Below are 17,507 nucleotides of genomic sequence, written 5' to 3'. Positions count from 1 at the left end.
ACGAGTAGACTTACGCCAATTATGAACTTTTTAGGCTACCGTACCCTGACAACTGCTGCCTGCGCCGGCAGTACAACCGTAACAGTGTTGTGAGATCACAATATTACGGTTATTGAGAACTTCCTCGTTGTAATCCTTTATGTGCTTAACCTTGCTTCCGACCTTCAAGCCCAACATCTGGTTGAAATCGCAATCGTACAGCCAGCCATCCCAGCTGACGGAGATGGTATTGGTGCACATGACGTTTTGCACGGCTGCAGGATTGTATGCATCTACCAGGGAGATCATATAATCCTCATAATTTTCGGAAGCGATGAGGTAATCGAGGAAACGGGAAATCGGTAAGTTAGTGATGGCAAAAAGATTGTGAAATTGAATATTGAAGTCTTCGAGTAAAGCTTTCTTGAAATCGCGTTCCAGAGCCGACTGGTCTGCGGGGAGGTAGGCACCCGAAGGGTTATAAACCAGATCAAGCCTCAAAGGGCTGTCAGGCATCCCGTATCCCACAGCATTTAATTCCTGAAGGGCCGCAATGGATTTGTCAAAAACCCCCTCACCCCTCTGTTTATCCGTCTTGCCCCTGGTGTAATGAGGCATGGAGGAAACTACATGGATATTGAATTTCTTAAAGAATTCAGGAAGATCCTGGTATTTCTTGTTGGCCTTTATGATAGTCAGGTTAGATCTTACGATAAAATCCTGAATACCTGCTTTGGCGGCCTCTTCCACAAACCAGCGAAAATTGGGATTCATCTCCGGGGCACCCCCGGTGAGATCAAGTGTATGCGCCCCTGTATTCCGGATCACCTCGAGACACAATTCCATGGTTTCCTGAGTCATGATCTCTTTACGATCCGGCCCCGCATCCACATGGCAGTGTTCACAAACCTGGTTGCACATATATCCTACATTGATCTGCAGGACCTCCAGCTTGCGGGGTTTGAGTGGAAACATGCCGATTTCGGCAATTTTATCTTTGAAATAGGGTAAATCCCCATCCCTGAAAATACCATTACTCAGAATTTCCAGTTGTCTTTGGGTATTTGCCAATTCTTTATGTCTGGCCTTGAGTGATTTGGTCGCCATTCCTGCTTTTTTGTTTGCATAATCGAGTCATTTAGACCCTTTTCCTACATGCTTAATTTATTGTATTTATTCATCATCTGCACTCCGTGTACAAGGGTAGCCCCACTCTCTATAGCCGCACCGGCGTGTACAGCTTCCATCATTTCTTCTTTGGTTATGCCTCTTTGCAGGCCATCCTTGGTATAAGCATCTATGCAATAAGGACATTTTACAACGTGAGCAACAGCCAGTGCTATCAGGGATTTTTCCCGAGCAGACAACGCTCCTTCTTCAAAAACCTTATTGTAGTAATCGAAGAATTTGGTTCCCAATTCTTCGCTCCATTCAGTGATCTTGCCGAATTTTCTCAAATCCGCTGGTTCGTAATACGTATTTGCCATGTCAGGAAATTTTAGGTAGACCTTATTAATGGGTTTTATAAGTGTCTTGTTAAACCCAAATGAAAGGTCATTTGATGATTGTCTTCAAAGATATTTGTTTCGTCGTCTAATCCTGCCAAACTTACAATGAAATGAAAAAGTTCATAAGGGTTTTAACGATTCCTTGAGTCGCAGTAGTTGTTGATATGTCGATTTAATGCAACCCGACTGCTCAGTCGGTTTTAATTTTCAAAACCATAGAAGGCTCCGGAATTTTAACGATAAGTGAAGCAGCTCTATCGATATTATGCACTTTTTACTGGCGCGCAATCGTCCCAATGCATGAGTCCAAACCGGGTAGTTTGTTATTTAATGAAATGCCATCTCAGGAATTGAGGCAAATTCTTAGCTTTGAGAAGGTTTTCGAGGTATGGATATGAATGAGTTGCAAAATAAGTCCGTAGGTCTGGTCCTGTCCGGTGGGGGTGTCAGAGGGATGGGTCATATCGGGATGCTCAAAGCGCTTCAGGAACATAAGATCGAAGCCTCTGTCATTTCGGGCAGCAGTGTGGGGGCACTGGTTGGAGCTTTATATGCAGGAAACCGTGATTTGAAGGATATGCTGGCCTTCTTCAAAGAGACCCCATTGTTCAAATACAACTTTGTCACGATCAATAAACCCGGCCTTGTGGATACGGAACGCTACTATCCCATTTTCAAGGAATATATCCCTTTCGCGGATTTTGAGTCCCTTCACAAGCAGCTCTTTGTTATGACTACCAATTTGCAGAAAGGGGTAGAGGAGGTCTTTTCTACAGGGGAGCTGATCATGCCTTTGCTGGCATCTGCCGCCCTTCCGCCGGTATTTAGTCCGGTTGAAATGAACAATATGCTTTACGCCGACGGTGGCATCATGAATAATTTTCCCTCTGAACCTCTGAAAGGCAAAGCCGATTTTATCATTGGCAGCAATGTATCTATGGTTAGGGAAGTATCAAAGAAAGAAATAAGCTCCTCCTTTCAACTCGCTTCCAGGACGACGAGCCTGATGGTCTACGCCATCAACAGACAGAAGATCAGGAGTTGCGATATTATTTTCGAACCTGTCGAACTGGAACACATCGGGGTTTTTGACAAAAAAGCGATAGAAAATGCCTATACCATAGGTTATGACCACGCTTGCCGTGTACTGGAAGAACTCAGCGTTAAATCACAGTAATAAAACACCCATTATACATCGTCATAGTCGATCTTGAGGGTTGAGGTTATGGGGTGCGACTGGCATGTGAGGATAAATCCTTCTTCGATCTCACTATCAGTCAGGATCTGGTTCTTGACCATTTCTGCCTTCCCTTCAGTCACACGGGCTATGCAGGTACTGCAAACGCCTCCCTGGCAGGAATAAGGGGCATCTATATTTTCGCTCAGGACTGCGTCCAGAACCAGCTTCTTCTTGTCCATGATCAGGGTAAAGACCTCGTCATCCAGAGTCACTTCTACCCGGGTTTGCCCTTCGAGATCAGACAAGTCCTCCTCCTGGGAAGTGGTAAAGAGCTCAAAATGGATCTGGTCATTGCCCAATCCATTCTTATTTAAGGTGTCCTTGACCTCATTGATCATTTCTTCAGGTCCGCAGAGGTAAAAATGATCAAAACGCCGATCCTTGAACTTGTTTTTTGTGATTAGGTTTACAATTGACCCATCAATCCTTCCAAATATCGCATCGTCTTCCCTGGTTCTGCTGAATAGCAACTGAACAAAAAACCTGTCCGGGTATTTTTCCGATATTTTTTCGATCTCTTTGAGAAACATTGTTTCCTCAGGGGATTGGTTGCCATAGACCAGGACAAAAGTGTTGTCTGAATCAGAATCCAGGACGGTCTGTGCAATGCTCATGATAGGAGTTATACCACTGCCGGCTGCAAAAGCGGCTATGTGTTTGGCCTCTCCTGACGGGGGAAAGACAAAATGTCCTGCAGGAGGCATGACTTGGATAGAGTCACCGACTTTGATATTCTCATGGGCCCAGGTAGAAAATACCCCACCCTCCACTTTTTTGATCCCGATGGTAAGCTTGTCATCAGACGGATGGCTGGATATGGAGTAAGACCTTCTCACTTCCTTCCCATCGATCTCTTGTTTCAGGGTCAGGAATTGTCCGGATTTAAATGCAAATTTTTCTTTCAGTTCTTTCGGAATGTCAAAAGAAATAGCTACTGAACTCGGGGTCAGGGGGCATACATCAGCCACGGGCAGAGTGAAAAAGGTGCTCATTTAGCAAAATTTTTTGCAAAACTAAGGATTGGAAGAGGAATTCGACAGCAATTTTATGGAATATCTGAATAATGTAACAAATTCTATATTTGGCAGACTAACCCACAAAACGAATTGATCCCGGGTCATGTTTAAGCATTTTTTCAACCTTCAATGGAAGTCGTTCTTCCGTGCAGCATCCTTTAAAACCAACCTCGCCTATAAGATCCTGATGATCTTTATGGCGCTTTATTTTATCCTGGTCTTTCTCTCACTGGGAGTGGGATCGTATTTCATTATTGAGAAACAGGGTTTGGGAGACCCTCTAAGGGTGGTCAACAGGTTTATGATCTACTATTTGGTCTTCGACCTCTACATCCGCTATATGTTCCAGAAGATGCCCATCCTGAACATCAAGCCCTTGCTTTACATGCCTTTTAAAAAGAATGAAGTGGTCACTTATTCTCTGGGGAAGACCGTCTTTTCCTTTTTTAACTGGATGCACGCTTTTTTCTTTGTACCGTTTTCCATTGTCTTGATCACACAGGGTTATCATCCGCTGGCTGTTCTCACCTGGCACATAGCAGTGATGGTCCTTTTCTTTTGCAACAACTTTCTCAATATCATGATGAACAACCTCGACAAGGTATTTTACCCGGTGGTTGTCCTGCTCGCTATATTTGGGTTCCTTCAATACAAGGGATGGTTCGATATAACCACCTATACAGCCCCGGTATTCGATTCTTTCTTCGATCTGCCCTATGGGGGCGTGTACGCCTTGATTCCCTGCCTGCTATTGGTCTTATTGGTTGTGACCTCCTTCAGGTATTTCAGGAAACACATGTACCTCGATGGGGGGCTGGCTACCAAACACGAGGAAGCAAAAACAGAGGATTTCACCTGGCTCAACCGTTTCGGGAACCTCGGAACCTTTCTCAAGAACGATATTAAACTTATCAAAAGGAACAAACGGTCCAGGACCTCGGTCATTATGGGAGTCCTTTTTATCTTTTACGGATTGCTTTTTTTTACGGGCAGCATAGAAACCTATGAAGGACCTGTGTGGGGCATTTTTGCCGGGATCTTCGTCTCAGGGGGCTTCCTCTTCAGTTTCGGACAGTTTGTGCCCAGCTGGGACAGTTCCTACTATCCTCTGATGATGAGTCAGAATATCCAATACCGGGAATATATCTCCTCTAAATGGTACCTGATCGTCTTCGCGACCATCATCACCACCCTAGTGTCATCCTTTTACCTGTATTTTGGATGGCAGGCCTATATGGCCATCGTTGTGGGGGCTATCTACAACATCGGAGTGAATTCTTATCTCGTACTCTGGGGTGGAGCCTATATCAAAACCCCCATCGACCTTACCTCCAATAAAAAAGCATTCGGAGACAAACAGGCTTTTAATGTAAAAACGATGTTGCTAACAATCCCAAAACTCGTACTTCCCCTGATCGTTTTTGCTGCAGGGTACTATCTGATCAGTCCGCTTGCCGGTTATCTGGCGGTAGCCCTCTCGGGGATCCTGGGATATGTTTTCAAGGAACAGGTGTTTAGATTGATTGAGAAGATCTATAAAAAAGAAAAATACAAGACCTTACTGGCGTACAAACAAACTTCATAACATCAGCAAATATCTATGATATCAGTACACGACATCACAAAAGTATACGGTTCTCAGACCGTACTCAATATCCCTCACCTGGAGATCCCTAAAGGTCAGAGTTTTGGTCTGGTCGGAAACAACGGGGCAGGGAAGACCACCTTTTTCAGCCTGCTGCTCGACCTGATACAGCCCACAACAGGGAAGATCCTCAACAATGAGGTACAGGTAGATATCAGTGAAGCCTGGAAACCTTTTACATCGGCTTTTATAGATGAGACCTTCCTTATCGGATACCTCACCCCGGAGGAGTATTTTTATTTTATCGGGGAACTGAGAGGTCAGAACAAGGCGGATGTGGACGCCCTGATCGGCGGTTTTGAAAATTTCTTCCACGGGGAGATCCTCGGGCAGAAGAAATACCTCAGGGACCTCTCCAAGGGAAATCAGAAAAAGGTAGGGATCGTTGCCTCTTTTATCGGCAACCCCGAAGTGGTCATTTTGGATGAACCCTTCGCAAACCTCGACCCTACCACACAAATACGGTTAAAACAGATCATCAGGGATCTCGCCTCTGACAAGGATGTTACCGTGCTTGTTTCCAGCCATGATTTAATGCATGTCACAGAGGTATGTGAGAGGATCGTGGTTCTGAACAAAGGAGAGGTGGTCCGGGACATCCAGACCTCCCCGCAAACACTGAGGGAACTGGAGTCATTTTTCGCAGGCTGATTGCGGGCTTTTCTTTATTGCGGGCACCACTTTTCACCCTTTGGGCAAACTGAGGTGTATTTTATCGAGAAGCTATATACTAAACGGGGGCTTTTACAGTTTACATAAGGGACGAACATCTCGAAATTTGAAGCTTCGAAGTACTTTTTACGCCCTATGTCTGACGGCGTCTGTTTTGGTGAGTTCCTGCTCAACGAAAAAGGACGCTTTTGTCAACCGTAACTGGCATGCCCTGAATACCAAGTACAATGTCCTGTACAACGGTAACCTCGCCTTTGAGGAAGGAAGGGAACAACTCAACGAATCTTACCGCGACAATTACTGGGAAGTCCTGCCGGTGGAACGACTGGAGGTCACGGAAGATATCAAACTGGATTCTGAGGACAACAATCCCAATTTTGAAAGGGCTGAGGACAAGGCCACCAAAGCGATACAGAAACACAGTATGGAGATCAGGGGGGAAGAGCGTAACCCTCAGACAGACGAAGCTTTCCTGCTGCTGGGCAAAGCCCGTTATTTTGATCAGCGTTATGTACCTGCCATAGAGGCTTTTAACTATGTTCTCCAAAAATACACAGACAGTGACAAGCTGAACGAAGCCACGATCTGGAGGGAAAAGACCAACATCCGACTTTCCAATGAAGAGTTGGCCATCAGGAACTTGAGAAGGCTGATGAAGCTCGAACGTCTGAAAGATCAGGAATACGCCGACACTCGTGCGATGATGGCCCAGGCCTACATCAACCTGAAAGCTCCGGATACGGCCATCCAGCAATTGAAGATAGCCACGGCATATACCAAAAAGAATTCTGAAAAAGGGCGCTATCTTTTTATCATTGGGCAGTTGTACAATCAGCTGGGATATAAGGACAGTGCCAATCTGGCCTTTGAGAGGATCATAAAGCTCCAGCGCAAGACACCCCGTGTCTACTGGGTGAATGCGCATTTGCAGAAACTCATGAATACGGAGATCACTGATCAGAACAGGGAAGAACTTCTGGAATACCTTACGTGGCTGGAGGAAAACAGGGAGAACCGCCCATTTTTAGATAAGATCTACAGGCAGATAGCAGTCTACTACAATACCCTTGATCAGGACAGCCTTTCCCTGGCCTATTACAACAAATCTCTCAAACTCGCAGGAAGGTCTGCGCAATTGCTGGCGCTTAATTATGAGGACCTGGCCGAATTCCACTTCGAAAAGAGCGAATACAAGACTGCCGGGGCTTACTATGACAGTGTTCTCCCCAACCTGCCGGAAAACACGAAGAAATACAGAATTATCAGAAAAAAACTCGATAACCTGGAAGATGTGATCGCTTATGAGGGTACGGTGCAATACGCAGACAGTGTCATCACACTCTACAATATGCCGCTGCCAGACAGAGAGGCATATTTTCAGGAATATATAGACAAATTAAAAGCGGAGGCTGAGGAAGAGATCGCAAAGGAGGAGGCCAAACTCGAAGCGGGATTTGCAGCGTTCGGGGCCTCAAAGGGGGGAAAGGAGAACAAGGGAAAATTCTATTTCTACAACATTACCAGTCTGGGTTACGGGAAGACTGAATTCAAACGGAGATGGGGCAATCGCACCTTGGAGGACAACTGGAGGTGGAGCAACAAGGCTACCGGCCAGGCAACGGAGATCGGGGCAGAACCCCTTGCAGGAACGGATGCACCGGAAAACCTGACTGAGGACCAGAAATACTCCCTTGAATATTATATGAATCTGGTGCCAACGGAAATTGGCGTTATAGACAGTCTTAAGAAAGAGAGGAATTTTGCTAACTACCAGCTGGGACTGATCTACAAAGAGAAATTCAGAGAAAACATGCTGGCAGCCGGGAAACTGGAAAGTGTCTTGCGTTCAGATCCTGAGGAGAGATTGGTCCTGCCATCTAAGTACAACTTGTACAAGATCTACGAAGAAGAGGGAAGTCCGCTTGCAACAGACATGAGAGAAAATATCATTATCAATCATCCCAGTTCTAGATATGCAGAGTTGCTGCTGAACCCAAGGGCGGTTCTGGAGGCCTCTGAGGATGGTCCTGATGCTCAATATGCCCGACTTTTCGAGCTTTTCAAACAACAGGAGTTCTTAAGGGTGATCACCGGAGCTGAGGAATCTATCAGTCGCTTTACCGGTGACCCAATCGTCCCTAAACTCGAGATGCTTAAGGCTACGGCCATAGGAAGATTGCAGGGATTCAAAGAATTCAGGGAGGCCCTGAATTATGTAGCCCTGAATTATCCGAACCAGGCGGAAGGAAAAAAAGCACAGGAAATGGTCGCTGAGCAGTTGCCCAAACTCGAACCTAATGGTTTTGTTTCCGGCATTGGTGATACAGGCGGTAACTGGAAAGTGGTATTTCCTTTCAAGAGGAGCAATGACGAAGTGGCCCTAAAGCTGAAGAAGCGACTGGAAGACGCCATTGAAGACCTGAGGTATCCCAACAAGGTATCCAAAGACATCTATAACCTTGAAGACGAGTTTGTTGTGGTGCACGGGTTTCGATCAAAAGATTTTGCATTAGGGTTTGTTGAACTGCTAAAAAACAATAAAGATTACCGGATCCGTAATGAGAATTTCGTAATTTTAGCAGATAACTATAAAACCGTTCAGATACATAAGAATTTAGACGATTACAGAAGGCTCAATTTAACCCCAAAACCCTAAATCCATGTTTTCAGATAACAAAAAACCTAAAGCTATGACAGAAACAGGAGGACAACCCAACAGGATAGAGAAACACACCAAGATCAAAGGAGACATCGTCTCCGAGGCCGATTTCAGGATAGATGGCAAACTCAACGGAAACCTCAAGACTTCCGGAAAAGTGGTCATCGGCAAAGACGGTTACATCAATGGTAAGGTAGAATGCCTCAATGCGGATATCGAAGGCAACTTCAATGGAGAATTAATGGTCTCCGAACTTCTTACCCTGAAGTCCTCTGCCCTTATAGAGGGAACGGTAACAGTTGCTAAACTGGCTGTTGAACCCGGCGCTACCTTCAATGCCTCCTGTTCCATGAAGGGAAAGGGAGCCATGAGTACGGCAACAGGTGGCCAATCGGCAAGCTCTTCTGCTTCAGCTTTTAAAGCTTCGTCGGTCCAAAGTAAGAATGAACCAGCAAAAGCGTCCTAAAGGTAAAAACCAGCTCAGGAATATCGCCATTTTATCCGGCATAGGGATCGAGATGGGGGTTATTATCTATCTGGCTGCCAAGGGAGGGATCTGGCTGGATCACTATTACGAAATGGAAAAAGGCATCTTTACTGCAGCAGCAACGCTCCTGGGTGTCGCTATCGCTATCTACGTGGTTTTACTGCAACTCAAAAGAATTCAGTACTGATGCGGACCCCCGGCCTGGTTTCTTCTTACCTTATCTCACTTATCGTGGCCTTATTGATTTCCCTGTGGCTTCATTTGCTGTGGCAGAACTATGTGGGCTTAGAGAGGGGCTCAGACATGCTCTATCTATCCTATTCAGTTAATTTCTTACTTGCGACCGGTATCTTTGTCCTTCTTTTTCTTTTGAGAAAGAGGTATAAACATCAGATCGGTTTTATCTACATGGGGGGCAGTCTGCTGAAATTCCTTGTATTTTTCCTCTTGTTTTACCCAGGATACCGGGAAGACGCCATGGTCACCCGATCGGAATTCGGAGCCTTCTTTGTGCCCTATTTACTTTGTCTTTTATTCGAAACTGTTTTCACAGCAAAAATACTCCTCACGAAGCCTGAAGATTAAGCCTGTAAATCGCCTGTTGGCGGGCTTTAAAATAAACGGGGAAATGCTTTTTTCTTTTTGGGAGAATAGCTTACATTTGCACCGATTTTTAGAGACCCGCATTTTACGGCCTTATGAGAAGATTTTTTACTCTTAGGATTTTACTGCTTTTTACCGTTTTTTCTGCATTTTCTCTTGAGGCTGTCGCCAAAGAGGAATCGGCAGACGGTTCAAAGAAAGATATCAAGACCGAGATCAAGGAATATATTGATCACCACCTCAAGGACTCCCACGATTTTTCCATCTTTTCTTATACGGCGGATAACGGGGAACACGTCTATGTGGGAATTCCGCTTCCGGTGATCCTCTGGGATGAAGGACTGCACGTCTTTTCTTCCTCGAAATTTCACCACGGAGAAACCATTGCAGAATCAGGAGGTAATTACTACGCCCTGGAGCATGGGAAGATCTACAAGACCGATGCAGAAGGAAACCTCAGCCACGATGATGAGGGGCATGTCACCAATGCAAAACCCATAGATTTTTCGGTCACAAAGAATGTGGTCATGATGATCATTACCGGATTGTTAATGCTCTGGTTGTTTTCAAGTCTTGCAAAATCATATGCAAAGAACAATGGGGTACCGACAGGGGCCGGAAGGTTTTTCGAACCTATTGTGATTTATATCAGGGATGATATCGCAAGGCCTACTATTGGGGAAAAGCGGTATAAAAAGTACATGCCATTTCTGTTGACCATATTCTTTTTTATCTGGTTCCTGAATATGTTCGGGCTTACTCCCCTGGGAATCAATGTAACAGGGAACATTGCGATAACCTTCGGACTGGCCCTGCTCACATTCCTGATCACCAATTTCACAGGGACAAAGGATTACTGGAAACACCTGGTAGATCCCCTCGGAGATGCTATGCCCTGGTACGGGAAGATTCCGATCTATATCATCTTGGTACCCATTGAATTGCTGGGATTGATTATCAAACCCTTTGCACTGCTTATCCGTTTGTACGCGAACATGCAGGCAGGTCACATCGTACTGATGAGCCTTATTGGATTGATGTTCATCTTTAAGAGTTGGATAGGCAGCCCCCTGTCTTTCTTCCTGGCATTTGCCATCACCTTGATCGAAGTATTAGTAGCCTTGTTACAGGCATATATATTTACCATGTTGTCATCCCTCTATTTTGGCTTTGCCTCAGAGGAACACGAACATGAAGAAGATCCCGAATTGGCCCACCTATAGGGGTTATCCGGGATAAATGATTTAATGAATTGAATTTTAATTTTAAACTAGATAGCGTATGGAAATTCCAGTAATGGTAGGTGCAGGATTGGTAGTAATCGGCGTTGGTATCGGTATCGGTAGGATCGGTGGTTCTGCCATGGAGGCCATTGCCCGTCAGCCTGAGGCCTATGGTAAGATTCAAACAGCGATGCTGATCGTAGCAGCGCTTATTGAAGGTATTGGTTTCGCGGCTCTTTTCGCCGTGTAACACACCAGCTTAAGGAAGCGGCCATAACGGTTGGTTATGGCCCTCCTTAGTTTAAAATTGTACATAAAATAACATTAGATGGAAAAACTGATCAATGATTTTTCGTTTGGCCTTTTTGTATGGCAAACGCTGCTCTTCCTGCTATTGCTGTACTTGTTGTATCGCTTCGCCTGGAAGCCCATTCTCAGCGCGATCAATGACAGGGAGGAAGGCATAAAGAATGCGCTTGCTGCGGCCGAGGAGGCTAAAAAGGAAATGCAGAACGTCACTGCAGACAGCGAGAAACTGTTGAAGGAAGCCAGGGGTGAGCGTGAAGCCATGTTGAAGGAAGCCCGGGAGATCAAGGAAAAAATGGTGGCTGATGCCAGGGAGCAAGCCAAACAGGAAGGAGACAAGCTCATCGCTCAGGCAAAGGCAACTATAGACAGCGAGAAAAAGGCAGCCGTGGCTGAGATCAAGACTCAGGTTGCAGATTTGTCCGTTCAGATCGCAGAAAAGATCTTAAAAGAGCAACTGGCCAACAAAGACAAGCAGTTAAAGCTGGTCGATGATATGTTGGGTGATATAAAGCTTAAATAATCCTGATGAACGAATCTAGAGCAGCAGCACGTTACGCCAGAGCCATCCTGGATTTTGCGGTAGAGAAAAAGAAGACCGATGTCCTTGAAAACGACATGAGGGCTATCGTGGAGACCATTGGAGGAAGCAAGGAGCTGAGGGAGATGCTGAGCAGTCCCGTTTTGAAGGCTGAAGCAAAGAAAAAGGCTTTGCTATCGGTTTTCAAGGGATGTGATTCCATCACAGAGGGTCTCTTGAACCTGTTGTTTCAGAACAGGAGGATCAACCTCCTCAACGAGGTCGCTTTAAAATATATTATCCTCAACGAAGAACTCAAAGGAGAAGGGGTAGCTTTTGTAACTACAGCTGTTCCTTTATCCGGAGAATTAGAAAAAAGGGTTTTAAAAGAGGTTTCCAAGATCACGGGCAATAAGGTCGTCCTGAAGAATAAGATAGACGAGAGTATTGTCGGAGGATTCATCCTGAGGATAGGAGACCTGCAATACGACGCCAGTATTGCCAACCAGTTGAACACGATTAAAAGAGAGTTTACAAAAAGCGTATAAAATTTAATTCCGGAGACGATTCGTAACCAATCGCTTCCGACAGATATTTAGAACATATGGCAGGAGTTAAAGCCGCTGAGGTATCAGCAATCTTAAAGAAGCAATTATCTGGCTTTGAGGCCGAGGCAACTTTGGACGAAATAGGAACAGTCCTTCAGGTCGGTGACGGTATCGCACGCGTTTACGGACTTTCCAATGCACAATACGGTGAATTGGTGGAGTTTGAAGGAGGTCTGGAAGGGATCGTCCTCAACCTGGAAGAAGACAACGTTGGTGTTGTATTGCTGGGGCCATCCAAAGAGATCAAGGAGGGTACGACCGTTAAAAGGACCCAAAGGATCGCTTCCATCAATGTTGGAGAGGGAATCGTTGGACGTGTTGTGGATACCCTGGGTAACCCAATTGATGGAAAAGGTCCGATCGCCGGAAAGACCTACGAGATGCCACTGGAGCGCAAGGCGCCCGGGGTGATCTTCCGCCAGCCCGTAAATGAGCCCCTGCAGACGGGTGTCAAGGCGATTGATGCCATGATCCCTATCGGTCGCGGACAGCGGGAGCTTGTGATCGGTGACCGCCAGACAGGTAAAACGACTGTTTGTGTGGATACGATCATCAATCAAAAGGAATTTTATGATGCAGGGCAACCTGTATATTGTATTTATGTGGCCATTGGGCAAAAAGCCTCAACAGTGGCCAACATCGCCAAAACATTAGAAGATAAAGGAGCCCTGGCCTATACCACCATTGTTGCGGCCAACGCTTCGGACCCTGCTCCTATGCAGGTGTACGCGCCTTTCGCAGGAGCGGCAATCGGGGAGTATTTCAGGGATACCGGTCGTCCGGCCCTGATCATTTACGATGATCTTTCTAAACAAGCCGTGGCTTACCGTGAGGTGTCTCTTCTTCTCAGGCGTCCACCAGGACGGGAAGCCTATCCCGGAGACGTATTCTACCTGCACTCCAGATTGCTGGAGCGAGCTGCGAAGATCATCAATGATGATGCCATCGCTAAGAATATGAATGACCTCCCGGAAGTACTTAAGCCTATGGTAAAAGGAGGTGGATCCCTGACAGCCCTACCTGTTATCGAAACCCAGGCAGGGGACGTTTCTGCCTATATTCCTACGAACGTGATCTCCATTACAGATGGCCAGATATTCCTGGAACAGGACCTGTTTAACCAGGGGGTAAGGCCGGCGATCAACGTGGGGATCTCTGTATCGAGGGTAGGAGGATCTGCACAGATCAAATCCATGAAGAAGGTGGCCGGAACACTTAAACTCGATCAGGCCCAGTTCCGCGAACTGGAGGCTTTCGCCAAATTTGGATCCGACCTTGATGCGGCAACCCTGAATGTGATCGAGAAAGGTAGGAGGAATGTGGAGATCCTAAAGCAGGCTCAAAACGATCCGTTTACTGTGGAAGATCAGGTAGCTATCATCTTTGCGGGCTCCAAAAACCTCCTCAGGGATGTACCTGTAGAGAAGGTAAAACAATTTGAACAGGATTACCTCGAAATACTGAATGCGAAGCACAGGGATGTGCTTGATACGTTGAAAGCAGGTAAGCTTACAGATGAGGTTACCGAAACCTTGACGGCAGTTTGTAAGGATCTGGTCAAGAAGTACAAAGGGTAATTCAGCAGCAGATTAGATTATGGCGAACCTAAAGGAAATACGGAACAGAATAGCATCGGTGTCTTCAACCATGCAGATCACGAGCGCCATGAAGATGGTATCGGCTGCGAAATTGAAAAAAGCACAGGATGCCATTACAGCCATGCGACCGTATGCCGATAAGCTCACCGAACTACTTCAGAACCTGAGCGGGAGTCTGGATTCTGACACAGGAAGTTCATTTGCCGAAGAAAGACCGGTGAGGAAGGTACTGGTGGTCTCCATCACCTCTAACAGAGGGCTTTGTGGCGCGTTTAACTCGAATGTGATCAAGGAATGTATTTCCCTTAAAGAAAATACCTTTGTCGACCAGGAAGTACACTTTATGACCGTGGGAAAAAAAGGATTTGATCTCCTAAAAAAGAAGAACACGGTTGTTACTGATCACAGCAAGGTCTTCGATGACCTTACTTTCGACCATGTGGCACAAATTGCAGAAGAGCTCATGGAGCATTTTGTAAGTGGTTCCTATGACAAGATCGTATTGGTCTATAATAAGTTCAAGAATGCGGCAACGCAGATTCTGATGACGGAGCAATTCCTGCCTATAGTCCCTGAATCTTCTGAAAACAGGAGTTCAACTGACTATATTTTTGAGCCGGAAAAAGAAAAGATCGTCATGGAGCTGATCCCAAAATCGCTTAAAACGCAATTGTACAAAGCGGTGAGGGACTCTTTTGCCAGTGAGCACGGCGCCAGGATGACTGCCATGCATAAGGCCACGGATAACGCCTCAGAATTGAGAGACCAGTTAAAGCTTACTTATAACAAGGCGCGTCAGGCTGCCATTACCAATGAGATTCTGGAGATCGTTGGTGGTGCGGAAGCTTTGAACGGATAAATATTCTTTTTCATTACAGGAAATAACCCCGGCACTGGCCGGGGTTTCTTTTTTCCGGACCACGGAATAACTACTTTTGGCATTACTATTGAATACTATGTCAAAAAAAGACCTGTATTATGAATAAAATGCCTTTGTACACCTTTATATTGATCTTAGGCTTGTTCGGGTGTTCCTCACAAAAAAAACTGGTGGAGCAGGCCCCATTTGTGGTAGAGGGTCCGACCTGTCAGGAATTTGCCGCCGGAAGACCCGAAGGAGGTTCAGGATATATCCTAAGGATCCCTTTGGAAACCTTACCACCATCCATACAGTTCGGAAAGGTATATTTCAGAGGAAGGGTTTTGACACCTCAGTTGGAAACAGAAAAAGGAAATTCGGAGTTAGTGTGTAAGTTCGAGAGGGAAGAAGCAGGTGCTCAGAAGGACATCATCATGCATGCAGATCCGATGGAAGAGGTAGGCAATCAACCACCTGTAATGCTGAAGGAAAAAGAGGAAGATTTACCATTTGAACTGAATAGTGACGAGGCCGTTTTAGAATACAAAGTGGAGGGAAAACGGAAATCCCGTTTTTACAAGATCGTCGGGATAAAAGAAAAAATGCCAGTTCAATATCCCTCGAGACCTCAAAACTAACTTTGCAGGCAGACGCTAATTGTCTAAATTTAGACTTTACCTAACATTCCTGCGGTTGAGTCTTTTTCAGAAGTTATTCAAGCAAACCTTTATTTACGGATTGGCCACGGTCTTACCCAGGATGTTATCTTTCATCCTGGTACCTTTGTACACAAAGGTCATGCCTACGGGGGCTTATGGGGAGGTTACTTTGATCTTTGCATGGTTTGCCATCTTCAACGTAGTGCTGGCGTACGGGATGGAAACAGCCTTTTTCAGATTCTTCAACAGCGAAGAAAAGCCCACCCGGGTGACCTCTACAGCCCTGATCTCAATCGGAGCTACTACAGCTGTTTTTACCTTAATCGCTTTTGTCATCAGGGACCAAATGGCAGTTTGGCTCAATATAGACCCTCAGTATATAAAGTACGTGATCTTCATCCTGGCCCTCGATGCCCTGGCGATCATACCCTTTGCCATGTTGAGAGCGATGCAAAAACCCCAGCGTTATGCGGTGATCAAGATCCTGAATGTAGCGGTCAATCTCAGTCTTAATGTTTTCTTTCTTTTGCTTTTACCGGGATTGTCGGAGGGAAATTCCGAAGGTTTATTCAGCGCGATCTACGTGCCGGATTTTCAGATCTCCTATATCTTTATTTCAAACCTTATAGCCAGCGGACTAACCCTGGCTCTGATGTTTCCCAGCTATCGATTGCGCACCTATGCCTTTGACAGGGTACTGTGGTCTAAAATGATACGGTATGGTCTTCCTGTGATGATCGCAGGAATTGCTTTTACCATCAATGAGGTTTTCGATAGGATCATGCTCTCCGAACTCCTCCCTGCCTCGATTGCCAAAAGTGAGATTGGAAAATACTCTGCTTGCTACAAGATCGCCCTGTTCATGACCTTGTTTGCCACGGCCTTCAGGCTGGGCATCGAACCCTTCTTTTTCAGCCATTCCAGGTCTGAAAACCCTCAAAGGGCCTATGCACAGATCACGAATTACTTTGTCGTTCTGGGGAGCGTGATACTCCTTGCGGTAGTGGTGTACGCAGATCCCTTGAAGGTACTGATCGTTAGAAATTCTGATTACTGGGAGGCGATGCCGGTCGTACCTATTATCATTCTGGCCAGTTTTTGCCTTGGGATCTACCACAACCTCTCGGTATGGTACAAGGTTACGGACCGGACGCGTTTCGGGGCTTACATTTCCATCGCAGGGGCCGTGATCACTATTGTTATCAATTATCTTTTCATTCCGTCCATAGGATACCATGCCTCAGCCTATGCTACCCTGGCAGCATATGCCAGCATGATGGCACTTTCCTATGTGCTGGGGAAGAAGTACTATCCTATACCATATAATTTCCGGAAAATCTGTTTTTACCTGGGGATATCTATACTTTTTTCAGCCTTGTCCTTCTATGTTTTTAATCGGGATATCCTGATCGGATCCGTTTTCCTTTTAGTATTTTTACTCCTGGTTTACAGGATGGAACACGAATTTCTTAGAAGAATATTTATAGGCAATGAAGATTAAGATCATCAACACATCACGCCACCCTCTGCCCGGGTATGAGACCGAGTCTTCCGCAGGGATGGATATCAGGGCGAATCTGGAAGAATCGGTTCGACTGGAACCCCTCGAAAGGAAGGTGATCAAAACAGGATTATTTCTGGAGATACCCCAGGGATACGAGGCCCAGGTCAGGCCCAGAAGCGGGCTTGCTGCCAGAAACGGAATTACAGTACTCAATACTCCGGGGACCATAGATGCAGATTACAGGGGTGAAATTGGCGTGATTCTTGTTAATCTGTCTCAGGAACCTTTTGTCATTGAGGATGGAGAACGCATTGCGCAACTGGTTATAGCCAGGCACGAACGCGCCATTTGGGAAGAGGTCGGGGAACTATCCCAGACAAGTCGGGGTGCAGGTGGATTTGGAAGTACCGGGACCCGTTGA

At 45.9% G+C, this 17,507-nt stretch carries 19 protein-coding genes; 16 read left to right on the top strand and 3 right to left on the bottom strand.

Annotated features, from left to right (window positions below; genetic code table 11):
* Positions 1 to 30: 30 nt before the first annotated feature.
* Together arsS and IEV19_RS07845 are read right to left on the bottom strand one after the other, a co-directional pair.
* Positions 31 to 1,086 (bottom strand): arsenosugar biosynthesis radical SAM (seleno)protein ArsS, encoded by a 1,056-nt coding sequence (gene arsS / locus IEV19_RS07850; protein ID WP_188370102.1) that lies wholly within the window; start codon positions 1,084 to 1,086, stop codon positions 31 to 33.
* Between the two features lie 44 nt (positions 1,087 to 1,130).
* On the bottom strand, positions 1,131 to 1,466 hold the full coding sequence (locus IEV19_RS07845; RefSeq protein ID WP_188370101.1) for an arsenosugar biosynthesis-associated peroxidase-like protein: 336 nt from the start codon (positions 1,464 to 1,466) through the stop codon (positions 1,131 to 1,133).
* A 415-nt stretch (positions 1,467 to 1,881) separates the two neighbouring features.
* Between IEV19_RS07845 and IEV19_RS07840 the strand changes: the two genes are divergently transcribed.
* Entirely contained in the window at positions 1,882 to 2,664 is a 783-nt protein-coding gene (locus tag IEV19_RS07840) for a patatin-like phospholipase family protein (protein ID WP_229732510.1), read from the top strand.
* A gap of 11 nt (positions 2,665 to 2,675) precedes the next feature.
* On the opposite strand, the gene IEV19_RS07835 is transcribed toward IEV19_RS07840, so the two are convergent.
* Positions 2,676 to 3,719, bottom strand: coding sequence for a ferredoxin--NADP reductase (locus tag IEV19_RS07835; RefSeq protein ID WP_188370099.1), 1,044 nt, complete (start codon positions 3,717 to 3,719; stop codon positions 2,676 to 2,678).
* Positions 3,720 to 3,846: 127 nt separating this feature from the next.
* On the opposite strand from IEV19_RS07835, the gene IEV19_RS07830 reads away from it, so the two are divergent.
* From IEV19_RS07830 to dut, 15 genes are all read left to right on the top strand, one after another.
* Positions 3,847 to 5,328, top strand: a complete 1,482-nt coding sequence (locus tag IEV19_RS07830; protein ID WP_188370098.1) for a DUF5687 family protein — start codon at positions 3,847 to 3,849, stop codon at positions 5,326 to 5,328.
* Between the two features lie 15 nt (positions 5,329 to 5,343).
* Positions 5,344 to 6,039, top strand: a complete 696-nt coding sequence (locus IEV19_RS07825; RefSeq protein ID WP_188370097.1) for an ABC transporter ATP-binding protein — start codon at positions 5,344 to 5,346, stop codon at positions 6,037 to 6,039.
* A gap of 127 nt (positions 6,040 to 6,166) precedes the next feature.
* Positions 6,167 to 8,716 carry a type IX secretion system periplasmic lipoprotein PorW/SprE gene (gene porW / locus IEV19_RS07820; RefSeq protein WP_188370096.1) on the top strand — a complete coding sequence of 850 codons (2,550 nt, stop codon included), beginning with the start codon at positions 6,167 to 6,169 and terminating at the stop codon, positions 8,714 to 8,716.
* Between the two features lie 4 nt (positions 8,717 to 8,720).
* Positions 8,721 to 9,185 (top strand): bactofilin family protein, encoded by a 465-nt coding sequence (locus IEV19_RS07815; RefSeq protein ID WP_188370095.1) that lies wholly within the window; start codon positions 8,721 to 8,723, stop codon positions 9,183 to 9,185.
* Entirely contained in the window at positions 9,163 to 9,393 is a 231-nt protein-coding gene (locus tag IEV19_RS07810) for an AtpZ/AtpI family protein (protein ID WP_188370094.1), read from the top strand. Before IEV19_RS07815 ends, IEV19_RS07810 begins: the two co-directional genes overlap by 23 nt.
* Positions 9,393 to 9,791, top strand: coding sequence for a DUF6168 family protein (locus tag IEV19_RS07805; protein WP_188370093.1), 399 nt, complete (start codon positions 9,393 to 9,395; stop codon positions 9,789 to 9,791). The genes IEV19_RS07810 and IEV19_RS07805 overlap by 1 nt, the downstream gene beginning before the upstream one ends.
* Before the next feature lie 113 nt (positions 9,792 to 9,904).
* Positions 9,905 to 11,032: a F0F1 ATP synthase subunit A gene (gene atpB, locus IEV19_RS07800; RefSeq protein ID WP_188370092.1), complete on the top strand. Its 1,128-nt coding sequence runs from the start codon at positions 9,905 to 9,907 to the stop codon at positions 11,030 to 11,032.
* 58 nt (positions 11,033 to 11,090) lie between these two features.
* Entirely contained in the window at positions 11,091 to 11,282 is a 192-nt protein-coding gene (gene atpE, locus IEV19_RS07795) for an ATP synthase F0 subunit C (RefSeq protein WP_129606654.1), read from the top strand.
* Positions 11,283 to 11,360: 78 nt separating this feature from the next.
* Positions 11,361 to 11,861 (top strand): F0F1 ATP synthase subunit B, encoded by a 501-nt coding sequence (locus IEV19_RS07790; protein ID WP_188370091.1) that lies wholly within the window; start codon positions 11,361 to 11,363, stop codon positions 11,859 to 11,861.
* Between the two features lie 5 nt (positions 11,862 to 11,866).
* Positions 11,867 to 12,406 carry an ATP synthase F1 subunit delta gene (atpH, locus tag IEV19_RS07785; protein WP_188370090.1) on the top strand — a complete coding sequence of 180 codons (540 nt, stop codon included), beginning with the start codon at positions 11,867 to 11,869 and terminating at the stop codon, positions 12,404 to 12,406.
* Positions 12,407 to 12,462: 56 nt separating this feature from the next.
* Complete coding sequence (gene atpA / locus IEV19_RS07780; RefSeq protein ID WP_188370089.1) at positions 12,463 to 14,043, top strand: F0F1 ATP synthase subunit alpha; 1,581 nt, start codon at positions 12,463 to 12,465, stop codon at positions 14,041 to 14,043.
* 19 nt (positions 14,044 to 14,062) lie between these two features.
* Positions 14,063 to 14,923: an ATP synthase F1 subunit gamma gene (atpG, locus tag IEV19_RS07775; protein ID WP_188370088.1), complete on the top strand. Its 861-nt coding sequence runs from the start codon at positions 14,063 to 14,065 to the stop codon at positions 14,921 to 14,923.
* Positions 14,924 to 15,042: 119 nt separating this feature from the next.
* Positions 15,043 to 15,561, top strand: a complete 519-nt coding sequence (locus tag IEV19_RS07770; protein ID WP_188370087.1) for a hypothetical protein — start codon at positions 15,043 to 15,045, stop codon at positions 15,559 to 15,561.
* A gap of 55 nt (positions 15,562 to 15,616) precedes the next feature.
* Positions 15,617 to 17,083 (top strand): lipopolysaccharide biosynthesis protein, encoded by a 1,467-nt coding sequence (locus IEV19_RS07765; protein WP_188370086.1) that lies wholly within the window; start codon positions 15,617 to 15,619, stop codon positions 17,081 to 17,083.
* Positions 17,073 to 17,507, top strand: a complete 435-nt coding sequence (gene dut / locus IEV19_RS07760; RefSeq protein ID WP_188370085.1) for a dUTP diphosphatase — start codon at positions 17,073 to 17,075, stop codon at positions 17,505 to 17,507. Before IEV19_RS07765 ends, dut begins: the two co-directional genes overlap by 11 nt.

This window comes from Muriicola marianensis (assembly GCF_014638095.1).
GTDB lineage: Bacteria > Bacteroidota > Bacteroidia > Flavobacteriales > Flavobacteriaceae > Muriicola > Muriicola marianensis.
This window is presented reverse-complemented; position numbering and strand designations above follow the sequence as displayed.